9 protein-coding genes and 3 pseudogenes are annotated in these 11,759 nt (G+C 57.3%); 4 read left to right on the forward strand and 8 right to left on the reverse strand.

The features are described from left to right. Positions 1–240 precede the first annotated feature (240 nt). Entirely contained in the window at positions 241–1,353 is a 1,113-nt protein-coding gene (gene tnpC, locus SIAM614_RS27300) for an IS66 family transposase (protein WP_324294006.1), read from the forward strand. Between the two features lie 49 nt (positions 1,354–1,402). Here the strand turns inward: tnpC and SIAM614_RS32275 are convergent, their stop codons facing one another. Then, positions 1,403–1,762, reverse strand: a complete 360-nt coding sequence (locus SIAM614_RS32275; RefSeq protein WP_157140127.1) for a hypothetical protein — start codon at positions 1,760–1,762, stop codon at positions 1,403–1,405. A gap of 458 nt (positions 1,763–2,220) precedes the next feature. Continuing rightward, positions 2,221–2,388 (reverse strand): annotated as a pseudogene (locus SIAM614_RS32280) (IS21 family transposase); the annotation flags it as partial. An 85-nt stretch (positions 2,389–2,473) separates the two neighbouring features. Here SIAM614_RS32280 and SIAM614_RS27310 point away from each other — a divergent pair. Continuing rightward, on the forward strand, positions 2,474–3,226 hold the full coding sequence (locus SIAM614_RS27310) for an IS6 family transposase (protein WP_006939578.1): 753 nt from the start codon (positions 2,474–2,476) through the stop codon (positions 3,224–3,226). Positions 3,227–3,530: 304 nt separating this feature from the next. Here SIAM614_RS27310 and SIAM614_RS27315 read toward each other — a convergent pair whose 3' ends face one another. From SIAM614_RS27315 to SIAM614_RS27340, 6 genes and pseudogenes are all read right to left on the reverse strand, one after another. Continuing rightward, positions 3,531–4,556, reverse strand: coding sequence for an IS110 family RNA-guided transposase (locus tag SIAM614_RS27315; RefSeq protein WP_040440254.1), 1,026 nt, complete (start codon positions 4,554–4,556; stop codon positions 3,531–3,533). 120 nt (positions 4,557–4,676) lie between these two features. Beyond that, a pseudogene (locus tag SIAM614_RS31500) lies at positions 4,677–4,835 on the reverse strand (transposase domain-containing protein); the annotation flags it as partial. 129 nt (positions 4,836–4,964) lie between these two features. Then, the gene (locus tag SIAM614_RS27320) at positions 4,965–5,231 is read right to left on the reverse strand and encodes a hypothetical protein (protein ID WP_006939580.1); all 267 of its coding nucleotides are present in this window, start codon (positions 5,229–5,231) and stop codon (positions 4,965–4,967) included. Between the two features lie 164 nt (positions 5,232–5,395). Then, positions 5,396–5,899, reverse strand: coding sequence for a GrpB family protein (locus tag SIAM614_RS27325; protein WP_006939581.1), 504 nt, complete (start codon positions 5,897–5,899; stop codon positions 5,396–5,398). Positions 5,900–6,617: 718 nt separating this feature from the next. Beyond that, positions 6,618–8,282 carry a type IV secretory system conjugative DNA transfer family protein gene (locus SIAM614_RS27330; protein ID WP_006939584.1) on the reverse strand — a complete coding sequence of 555 codons (1,665 nt, stop codon included), beginning with the start codon at positions 8,280–8,282 and terminating at the stop codon, positions 6,618–6,620. Positions 8,283–8,832: 550 nt separating this feature from the next. Then, a complete protein-coding gene (locus SIAM614_RS27340) occupies positions 8,833–9,699 on the reverse strand; it encodes a hypothetical protein (protein WP_040441306.1) in 867 nt (288 codons plus the stop codon). An 852-nt stretch (positions 9,700–10,551) separates the two neighbouring features. Here SIAM614_RS27340 and SIAM614_RS27345 point away from each other — a divergent pair. Beyond that, positions 10,552–11,001, forward strand: a complete 450-nt coding sequence (locus SIAM614_RS27345; protein ID WP_006939593.1) for a hypothetical protein — start codon at positions 10,552–10,554, stop codon at positions 10,999–11,001. A 6-nt stretch (positions 11,002–11,007) separates the two neighbouring features. Then, a pseudogene (locus tag SIAM614_RS31785) lies at positions 11,008–11,197 on the forward strand (DDE-type integrase/transposase/recombinase); the annotation flags it as partial. Between the last annotated feature and the right edge of the window lie 562 nt (positions 11,198–11,759).

An 11,759-nucleotide genomic window follows, 5' to 3' on the forward strand; every position in this document is an offset into this window, starting at 1 on the left:
GCGCTGTTGTTGATCTGCCGGACACCGGGTTGCCGCCCGCGGACAAACCTGCGGCCAAGAAACGTGGACGCAAGCCGCTGCCGGAAAACCTGCCGCGCGAGCGCGTCGAATATGACCTTCCCGACGATCAGAAGGCCTGCCCCTGCTGTCATGGCCGGATGCATCGCATGGGCGAGACCGTTACCGAACAGCTTCACATTGAGGTGAAGGCGAAGGTCTTGCAGAATGTGCGGTTCAAATATGCTTGCCGTCATTGCGACCGCACCGGCATCAACACGCCGGTGCGTGACCGCACCGATGCCCGTGCAACCGTTGCCGGGCGGCATCGCCACGGCCTCGACGCTGGCCTTCGCCCTGGTTCACAAATATGTCGACGGCACGCCGCTCTACCGCTTGGCGCAAACATTCGAGCGCGCCGGCGTTCCCGTCAGCCGTGGCGCTCTGGGGCATTGGGTGATCGGCTCGAGCGAGAGGCATCTCGCCCGCATCTATGATGCGCTGAAGCTGCGGCTGAGATTACAGCCCCTCATCCATGGCAACGAGACGACGGTCCAGGTGCTGAAGGAAAAGGACAAGCAAGCCACCAGCACATCGTTTATGTGGGCTTATCGCAGCGGCGAGGACAGCGACGAGCCGATCATGCTGCTCGATTATCAGCCGGGCCGCGGCCAGATCTACCCGCAGGCCTTTCTCGGCGACTATCGCGGCCTGTTGATGAGCGATGGCTATTCCGCCTGGCGCACGCTGGAGGGCGCCACCCACTTTGGATGCATGGCCCATTCAAGACGGCGCTTTGTCAATGCGCTCAAGACGAGAAACAAACCCGGCGGGCCGCCCGAGCAGGCGCTCAAGTTCTTCGAGCAGCTCTACCGGGTTGAAGGCCAGGCGCGAAACGAAAAGCCGGACAAGGGTGAAACGCGAGATCACTGCATGCGCCGCTTTCGTCAGCAACACAGCGTCCCTGTCCTGAACGCCCTCAAGGAATGGCTCGACGCGATTGCCCCCAAGGTCTTGCCGGACAGCAAGCTCGGCGATGCCGTCTCCTATACCCTGAACCAATGGGAATATCTGACGCGCTACACCGAGGACGGCAGGATGCCGATAGACAACAACCTTCTCGAACGCGATATCAGAATCTTTGCCACCGGCCGGAAGAGTTGGCTGTTCAGCGACACTGTCGAGGGAGCCAGGGCCAGCGCCGTCGTCTACAGTCTGATGTTGACCTGCCGGGCTTGCGGCGTCGAGCCGTTGGCCTGGTTGCGCCATGTCCTCGCCGAATTACCGCAGCGCGCCGGTGACGCCGACAGCAACGATCTGCTGCCCTTCAACTTCCCGAAAACAACCACAGCCTGATCGAACCGGACGCTCTCCCATTCGAACACGTCCGGCCAAAGCGCTGGCGTCAACGTGCACGGAAATGAGCGCTTACCATTCTAAAGGCAATTTCCTGGTGCGTTGAGCTCCAACTCTCCCAATTAACAGGATCCAGCGCCTGCTTTTCGTCCAATTCGGATAGCGAAGCGGTATAAGCCAGACCATGGTGACGAGACAAAACTTCACAGAATGACTGGACAACCAAATGGTCATCTTTCAGCAATTTATTCCAATCGGCACCACTCGGAACCTTTTCGGGATTGTAGAGAACGCCCCTATAAAATCCGGCGAACCGATATCCAAGTTGGTCCATGGTTCCTAAACCATAGTAAACAACCTCTGCGCCCGGAATTTCTGGTTTATAGGATACCCTGGATTTCTCGGGCATGTTGCCGGGAGCATACCGAGATTCTCGGAGTACTGCTACGTTGTTTGGCATCTCTCTAACACGCCGGGGGCCTTGGTACAGGTAACTGAACATCCCCCTAAACAGTCTTTTGGAGATGTTTTGCACGGAACTACTGACACGACCAAGGCCATCGAATAGACAAGAAGGATAACTGACTATATTAACCATTTTGATACCTCGATATTTTCTTGCTATAAGTTTTTTACCGTGAAGGTTTGTGGCACGGTATGCAAATCAGTATAATTCATGAAGAGTAAATGGCCGTACTATTTGACATAGGGATGTCCCGATTGATGTTGAAACTTTGAGAGAGGGTGGTGTCAACGGCGACGGCAAGCGGGAACAAGCCAACTGTTAATTGAATTTTGCATGCCAAAAAGGCACTTTTTGTCCCATTTGACACAGGTAGTGCCGAAAGCTTTTGTCTCAGCCGTCGTCATCCGGTAATGGGCGCACAAGGCATCATAGCGCGTCGTGAGATCCGCCCGCGCGCCGCCATCGAGGTTGCCGAAAGCTGCAGACAGACTGTCACTGCGATGAGACGCCGGCGCTCCGCCCACCGACCAGAGCGCATTCTGAAGACCTTCGGCCAGGGCGGCAAAACTCGGGCGTGTCGCAAAGTTTTTCGCGTTAACCACGCCTTGAGACTTGGCTGTTGAAAGAGCGCTCCAGAAATTGGAGTGCCGCGTCATGATTCTGAGTGCCATCGTTGAAAAACTGAAACGCCAGTCGAAGGATGACTTCAAAGGCAGACAGTTCGAGGCCTGGCTGATCATCCAGGCAGTCTCCTGGTACTTGCGTTATCCGCTGAGCTATCGGGACTTGGAAGAAATGTTTCTGGAACGCGGCTTTGAAGTCGATCACAGCACCATCAACCGGTGGGTTCTGACCTACGCTCCTCTGATGGAGAAACGGTTGCGGCGTTTCCGCAGACCGCTTTGCGGCTCGGTCCGCGTAGATGAGACCTATGTCCGCATCAAGGGCCAATGGCGCTATCTGTATCGGGCCATCGACAAGCATGGAAATCCGGTCGATTTCTTGCTCACGGCAAAGCGCGATCTGAATGCGGCTAAGCGGTTCTTTCGAAAAATGTTGAAGGGTGCCCCGCTGCTGTCACCGGGCAAAATCGGCACAGATGGTGCCAGCACTTTTCCTCCGGCTATCGGGGATGCGGTTGACGGCGGCCTGCTTGCTCCGGATCCGGTGCACTATGTGACCAAGCATTTGCAACAGGGTATCGAGAGCGATCATTTCAGGGTGAAGAAGAACATGCCGAAGGTCGGTGGGTTCCGGTCGTTCAACTCAGCCAGAAAATCCATCGCCGGTTTTGAAGCCATGCTGTGGCTGAAGAAGGGCTTCGACTTTACCGGTCAGTGGAGCGTTCGCGAACAGAACGATCTGCTTGCGGTGCTCTTCGGATTTGAAAAAGTTAACGAAACCTGAAAATCGCTCCCGAAACGGGAGAAAGCTGCCCGTCGGCGAAAGTTGCGACATGTGTAGACGCCCGAATTGCAAGAGAAAATTTTGGATTTTTCTGGCACAGTCGGGTTCTGACATGTGTCCGGCCTGTAATGCGGCCTTTCAACTGCCGCTGGCCCGTATGGTGTTCGAAGGTCGAGTCCAAATCAAGCCCACGTGCTCAAAGGCACTGTGTCGCAAACTGGTTTCCCCGACCCCATCCCATGATTGTTGTGCCAAACTTCCAAAGACCTCTCTTGCGCCGCCGTCTCCGCAGTCGCTTGCTTTATTATGCTTGAGCGACCGGAGCCTGGTATGTCTGATTGCCTGACATGATCGCCCAGACAATACGTGCCATCTTGTTCGCCTGCGCCACTCTCACCAGCATGGCTGGCTTGCGCGCAAGCATCCCCTCAAGCCATGTTCCCGGCGCAGCTCCTTTCTTTGAGCGCCACATGACCACACTGTTTGCACCAATAATCAGGAGACGACGCAGGGAGCGCTCTCCCATCTTTGTCGTGGCCCCCAGCCTCTGTTTCCCACCTGTCGAATTTTGCCTCGGAGTCAGTCCTAACCAAGCTGCAAAGTCTCGTCCGCGCCGGAAAGTTTCTGGCGGAGGAGCCAGGGCCACCATGGCAACGGCAATCAAAGGGCCAATTCCAGGAATTGTCATCAACCGCCGCGCCGTTTCATTCGCCCTGGCGAGACCGGCAATCTCACGATCCAGTTCCCGCACCTGATCTTCCAATCGCAACAAGCTGTCTGTTAAATAACTCAGGGCTGCTCGTGCCACCTCGGGAAGAGAGATTTCAGGAGAGGCAATACGCTCAATCAACTTTGCAACATTGCTTGCGCCTTTTGGAACAATCACGCCAAACTCCGCCAAATGACCGCGCAATGCATTGATGGTCTGTGTGCGCTGTCGGATCAGTATTTCTCGCGTGCGTAACAAAACCGCAATGCCCTGACGTTCTTCACTCTTCACCGGCACAAAGCGCATTGTCGGGCGGTTGGCAGCTTCACAGATCGCTTCGGCATCCGCAGCATCGTTCTTTTGGCGCTTTACGAACGGCTTTACGTAGATTGGTGGTATCAACTTCACTTTATGGCCGAGCCGAGCAAGCTCACGCCCCCAGTAATGGGCGCTACCGCAAGCCTCCATCGCAACCAAACAGCGCGGCTGATCAGCGAAAAAAGCCAAAACCTGTTTCCGACGCAGTCGCTTGCGAAAAACAACCTCACCTGATCCATCAGCTCCGTGGGCCTGGAAAACAGACTTCGCAAGATCAAGACCGATTGTGTGAACTTCAGACATTGACGCCTCCTGTAGGATCGAGAAAATCCCACCTTCCCACATCAGAGCCAGCGGTGGGCGTCTACATCATCAAGCCCGGATTCGTATAGGTCAGCCCATCTGGGGTCGTGTTCGACAAGACTAAGGGTTGCCTCCCGGAGACCCAAGGCTGGGATCTCTGACGTCACTTGTCGTCTCTCTTATTTTCCACGGTAACAGATCACCAATTTGATTGATGGGATGATCGGCGATGCGGGTCAGCACGTCCCGCAAATAGGCTTCCGGATTGAGCCCGTTGAGCGTCACCGGACGCTTACGACCCGGTGCGTGCAGCACTTAGTTCAATGTCCATAGTGTCTCAAAATTAAGCAACGGCTTTGACCGGTTAGGGCCTACAGAGTTCAACGTCGCGCTGGCCACGAATGGCGGCTATCGACCTTTGGCGCTCGTCAGCTTTTGAGCTACGAGACAATAGCTCATCGGAATCTGTGCGGCGCGACCCTCGTAACAATCGTACTCCGGTTCACGAATGGTGTGCCCGTATTCCCTCAGTTCGACTACAGCAAGCCCTGCCTGGGCACATGCGGTAACGATGTCGCCGAGTGGATGAATGAACCAGTATCCCTTCTCGCCTTCACCGTGGTCCTTGCCGTCATAGGAGATAGCTTCGGTAACCTCTTGGGGGATTGAAGCCATATAGAACGCCTAGATTGAAGGATTTATCTTGCGATATCCCATATAGACCTTCCTCCGGTCAGGTTGAAGATCCGCTTCGGTGAGGGTTTTCCAACCCGGGCTGTGGCCCCACAAAGACGATCCCTCTCGCTCCGGCCCGCATCGGACAACCTTCACCATTGCGGTCATTTGCGACGGCAATAGCCAGCGAGTGCTTTTTCGATGAATGCGTCCTTGGCCCGCCGATATGTGGTCTTATCGCGACCGGCAAATTCCATTTTCAACTCGTTGTACGCTTGCAGAAGTTCGGGTGACATCTTGAGTGCCTCAGCGAATTGGTGGAAGAAATCGTGGGGGCCATCTATCGCAACCAGCTGCACGCCGAGATGCGGTGCCTTTGCCGAATCTTCGAAAGCAGAGAAGGTGGATGTTCTGATTGAACCAAAGTTTCGCGGGAACAAAAGACTCAACGCTTGATCAGCCTGTTCGAATTTATCAGCCAGCACGCGAACGACGATATCTAAATCTCCCTTGGTGAGGCAGCCTGGAACCGCAGTCGCTCCAATGTGACGAATGTCGGCGATCGGCACGGCGGCAGCGACCAGCAACCGCACCTCATTGAACAAACGCTCCGCTCTAAGACTCGCGTCTTGGGTATCGACCAGGTTGAATGCCGGTTCATCCTTCATCTGAGACAGCCAATTCCTGCATAAAATCCCCTCCTTGATGTACGCGGTTTACGTCCATTCGGTGCTACGCGAAGGACCGTTTTGTCCGCAATGCCGGCGTCGGGCGGCAACTCGTCTTCGCAGATGCGATGAGTCTGTCGCAAAGTGGTTTCGCGCGCGATTGGCTGGCGTCACCGTCGTTCCTGGATTGGTTTGTCGGAGAGTACTTTGAAGGGCCTTCAGTGCCGTGCTGAAGGCGGCGGCGCTCGCGTTTTGTTGAGAGCGCTCTCTGGCCACCGGTTGCAGGGGGGGCCGCGGGCAATGTGCGTCCCCTGCTTTGGATGGCCTGGCGGCCAGAGAGCTTACTGTCTTTGTTCACAGGGGTGGGTAATTGTGGGGTCCTGTGAAGACAGCACTCCCTAAACTTGGTGATGGTGTGTTATAGACACGCCGTGCGGGTACCAAGCTACGGTTGGTTACTCGTTAGGGGTGGGTGGTCGCTGCCGCAAAACAATGGCCACTCGCCCCGATAGCGAGTTTTTTGGTTGTATCAGCCAAAGTTGCGATCGCGAAGCCTCTTTTTTCCTTTTCCGACCAACTTGTTGTGGCTGCTCAGAGGATTGGCCCGATGCCGGCACGCTTGCCTGTCGCCGGGCAGGGAACAGACGCGCTGCCTCCAGCGTCGTCGTCAGATTTCGGATTGCCGGGATGCTCATGCCAGGCGGGGGCTCCATTGCCATCAGCCCTGGTCGAATTTGCCCTTGAACTCGGGGTCCGTGAAGTAGGCCAGCTTTGCGGCGATGACGGGCCTTTGGCCGGCCAGGAAGAGAAGCTCTGACTGGCCGGGCAGATTGCGGACCTCGTCGGGGGTAAGCAGGGGCCGCGCGACATGGTGCGTGGACCATGTGATGCCGGTTGCCTCTGCATCGAGGGCGCGGGCCATGGTCTGGAAGACAGCGGTCTCCTGTCCGAGCAGATCGGAGACGAGGCGGGCGCTGTCATGATCGTTGACACCAAAGACCTGAAGAACGCCGGCATTGGAGAGGAAGGTGCCGGCCTTTTGTCCGTAGGTCGCCCGCAGCTGGTGGATATCCTGAAGGATCGGCCAGAGCTGAACGCCATAGCCGGCCATGAGGCCCATGGCGCGCTCGATGGCGGCCAGGTGACCGAGGGCGGCGAACTCATCGAGCAGGTAGAGAATGGGGGAGGCGGGCTGTACCGGATTACGGACCATGTCGAGCAGGCTTTGTGTGATTATGAGGCGCAGCCAGCGGGAATAGGTTGACAGGCGATCGGGGGGCAGGACGAGGAAGACGGTTGCGTTTTTGCGCTTCAGATCCGTGAAGGAGAAGGAACTGTCATCGAGGACGCGATGCATGCGCGGTGAATCGAGAAAGTGGGTGTGGCGCTGCGCGGCGGACAGGACGCCGGCCGCTTCCCGGTCTGATTTGCCGAGATGTCGATTGGCGGCGCGGGCGACCAGTCCATTTGCCGCGGTTGAGGCCTGCATCTGTTTGAGAAGGGCGGCAAAGGCGTCCGGGGCGAGGGTGAGGTTCTCCCGGAGGGTCATGAGGGTGCGCCGGGTGGCGGGCTCATGGGAGACGATCTGGAGAATCAGGCCGGCGACCAGGGCTTTGGCCTCCTCGTTCCAGTGAGCGTCACCGCACATGCCCGGTTCGTCGAAGACGAGGGCATCGGCGAGCGTTCCGGCGTCCTCGGCAAGGTCGAGGCCATCCGGGTCAAGACTGTCCATGGGATTGAAGGTGGCGGTCCGGGTGTCGGTCGCGCCGAAGGGATCGAGCACATGGACTGGTCCGAACTGTTCTCGGGCGCGGCCGGCGATCTTTGCGTTTTCTCCCTTGGGATCGATACAGATGATGGAGCGATCGGCGGTCAGCAGATTTGGAATGAGGGTGCCGACGCCTTTTCCGGTCCTGGTCGGCGCCATAGTGATGAGGTGGGACGGGCCGTCATAGCGCAGGAGCCTTTTCGACTTGGGGTCCCGGCCGATGAGGAGGCCGGAAGACTTTTGCGAAAAGGGCGCCATCTCTTTCGTGGTCGCGAAGCGGGCGGAGCCGTGGGTTGCTCCACCGGTGGTTCCAAAATGATGGATCATGGGATTGGTGATGAGACGGAACGTGATGGTCAGCAGCAGGATGACTGACGCTATGTCGAGCAAGAGGACCGGAATGGTGCCGGCAGCAAAGCCCAATTTGCCCAACCCATAATGCCCGCCGCCAACAACGACGAGAGCAACGAGCGAGAGCAGGACAACCGCGTAGAAGAGTGGTTTGATCGCCCGAATGGGCGCAAGCACGATTGCGGTTACCGCCCATACGGGATCGCGTGCGGCCGCTCTTGCCATGTTCTTGAACGCGGCCCATGCCCTGATTGCTTGGCTCATGAATTCTCCGGTTTTGATTTTGTGTTCGAATGAACCGACCCGATCAGGAGCCTGCGGGACAAAGAGAAGTGGGGAGGGGGAGGGGCGCGCGCAATCATTTGGAGAATGCCGTGCATGGCTGTCGCCATATCCGGACATTTGCTGTCATGCAACACAACACGATCCGTCCTTGCGACAGCAGCGCGTCGATCCGCTATCCGGAGTGCCGATCCATTTGAAATGATGGCCGTCATAGCGAGAGCCGAAGGTGGCGTCGATCGCTTGGCCGGTGGCAAATGCGTGGGTTCCGGTCTGGACCGGAAGACAGACTATCGCCGGGACGGGGCTCAGGACATCAGATTCAGGACGCCTGGCCTGTTCGATGAAATGCTCCGGGACAAGCAGGGCCAAAAGAAAGGCGTCCACACGGGCCCTGTGAAGACCAGAGAACCGAGATGCAAGTCGGCATCTCGGTTCCGGGCAAGATGATTACCCGCACACGCCCCACGTTCGAGTGCATCGCATGATGCCTAAAGTTCGGAGAAGGGGCGACTGGGGGCAAAGACCGGATTTATGTACGGTCTTTATAGCGCTTATATTGACCGACAGCATACCAAGAGTTTCCCTCGCCGTCGCCACGAGATATTGTTCCACTTTTGATAAGTTTTACAAATTCGTCGACGCTGGCATTCTCAATCGTCGCGAATTCACCGCACGCATCATCATTGATTTCTGGGGTAGAAGAGGGGAACAATTTTTGCAATGCGGCTATCAGGCTGTTGTTTGCGTTATTGTTGCCCGCGGCAGGATCAAGTACCAGATCGTTGGTATTGTTGGCGTTATTGTTCTCACTGGCCTGCCGGATATGCTCAATGTAGCTCCTAACCGCCGTGACCATATTGGGTACGTCATCCGTCACGTTGTGTTCATTCAGATATTGAACAAAACCATCAACGCTTGCCAACGGCTCCTGGTTGATTTCCATCAACGTCAGATTGGCTGTAATTGTTTTGCCTACAAAGTCTGATTCTCGATCATCGAGGGATCCCCAAATTCGGGTTTGCTCAGTGATCAGCTCGTTCGGCACCTGTTCAGAATTCATGAGCTGCCGTGCTTCACCAGGGGAGAACCGCTGCCGACGAAGATTGTTTTCCACGGCTCCGTCAACATTCACCGCCGTGGGGTTTGTGCCGCCCGCGTTGTTCCGGTCGTCGCGTAAGTGCTCTATTCGCTGTTGTTGTTCATTAGGCGCGCCGTTAACTCGAGCAGGCGCATCTTGAGCAGGCGCGGGGTTGAAGCGGACATTTCGGTTACCCGGAGCAGGAGCCCTCTGAGCACCCACTTGGCCGTTATCAACCGCAGGCTGATTGTTATTGTTGTTGGCATTGATGGCATTGTTATTGCCGCCACCACCTAATCTTGGTTTGGGAATACTCATGATGTTACCTTATTCTTTGCATTAAGCCGTAAGGCTGGGAAGGTTTGCATTAAAGGAGGTATAGGCGCGCGCCAGGCACGTGGCAGTGCTAATTGGGACAGGGAGCCGCACAACAAACCGGGCGGGCGCTTACGGTTATGACCGCCCGGGCTTGCCCTTTGTGGCCCCTGACATGGGTCTGAATAGCAACCCCCTTGAAGGGTTTCGGGGTCCTTCCTGTGCCAGAAGCACTGTTCGATGAGTAGGATGGGTTCCCTTTCAATCCAGACGCACAATCGCTTCAGACGCGGCCACTACCCTCGGCCAAAGTTCAACCCCGCACAGCGCGCCGAAATTCCCCCCAGTCCTCGGCCAGTCCCCATCGGTTCGGTGCATTCGCCAAATCGAACTCCCTTTCCCGCTTGCCGACAAACCCGATGCTTGGCGTCAGACTTGTTGCGCATCTTGTCGCGATCGCGGCGGAGAAAAAAACGCCCGCTCACGAGGAACGGGCGCTCTAAGTTCAAACCAAGAGAGAACAGCAGCGGGACGGCCTTGGGAGGAAACTTTCGGCTCACACGAGCCTCGCCCCGCTGCTGATCCTCATATAGCGCGTCAGGATAGGAGCCACCTGTGACGAATGACACCGGGGAAGGTGATGGGGGCGCAAGAGCTGGCCTATGGACAGCTGGAAGCCCGTTTGTCGCGTGCCAGCGTGAAGGAAACGACGCTGGATTATTCCGCCGCTTTTGCAGAGCGTCGCGGCATAGCAAACTCCCTGGGTATAAACAGCGAGATTGAGATCAAGGGGCTAGGGGCGCGCTTGGGGGCCGGCTTGGGGCCTGAGATTGGGCCTGAGGCTGCTCGGGACCGGTGGAAACACCGCAGGTCGGCAAGCTGCGGCGCAGCATGTTCGACGGTCTCAAGCTCAATGCCCGGCCGCACCCTGAGCGCCCGCCGGAAACCCAGGATATCGGCCAGGACAGGCTTGCTGAGCGGCTGCGCCGGCACTCCCCGTTTGAAGCGGCTGTCGATCGTTATGCGCGGGCGTTTTGCGCCGGACAAAAGCAGCGTGAGCAGAGCTTGCCACTTCTGGAAAGTCAGAAACGGGAAATGCAGGAGGCCGGCCGTCAGCTCGACCAGGCGTGGCCCGGTTCCCTGGAGCTGATCAAATCGGCGGTGCAGCGCGATCCGCAGACCACGCGGGCGATAGGGGAGCGGTCCGGCCGGGGCCGTGTCGATCATCTTGTTGCCGGCATGGAGCGTGAGCGGGCGGCGGTTGCGGACCCGGCTGTTCGCGCCGATCGCTTTGTCGAGCGCTAGCAGGCGTTGAACAACATCATCGAACAGGACCACCGGTTTATCAAGAAGCTGACAAGGCCGATGATGGGCTTCAAGGCCTTTCATTCAGCAAGTGCGACGCTGGACGACGGCATTGAAACGGCGCACATGATCCGAAAGGGACAACTACAAGCCGGGTGTGCCTGCTTACCGCCAGTTCAGGCAACTCGCAGGATAACTGTGTCAAGACAAAGCCAGAGCTCCGACTACGACAAAAGTTTGCGACACTACCATCATGAAGAAGGTCCGGCGGCGTACGCGTGTCGCCTGCGCCTTTGCAGACGGTAGGCCATGCCTGAACACGGCTGCGACCAGGCTCAGGCATGAGGCATATCCCCGCTGGCAAACGGCTCAGCCGAAATTACATGAACATGACCCCGCCCCACGCGGAGCGGAACCAGACCCGCGGCGCCGCCGCCTGAAAACGAAAGCGCGAAAGACCTTTGACCGTACGGGCAAATTTGGCGATGCCGTGTCAATTGGTACAGCGTGAAGTCCGGAATTAGACTTTAATCGGAAAACTGAAGCTGGGCCGTGTGGTTGGATTGGCGCGGGGATTGGGCGATTGAGGCCCGGCCCATCGGGTGAGACAAGAAGCTTCGGCTTGGGCAAATGTCCAGGGCAACACAGCGCAAAAGGACACTGGGCGAATGTCGAGTTCAGCCGGTGCCCGCGCGGGAGCGTGTCGCGGTTACGCGGTTCAGGAGGCCGTCCGAGGCAGCGTTCGCATCGCGAATGTG

This window comes from Roseibium aggregatum IAM 12614 (assembly GCF_000168975.1).
GTDB lineage: Bacteria > Pseudomonadota > Alphaproteobacteria > Rhizobiales > Stappiaceae > Roseibium > Roseibium aggregatum.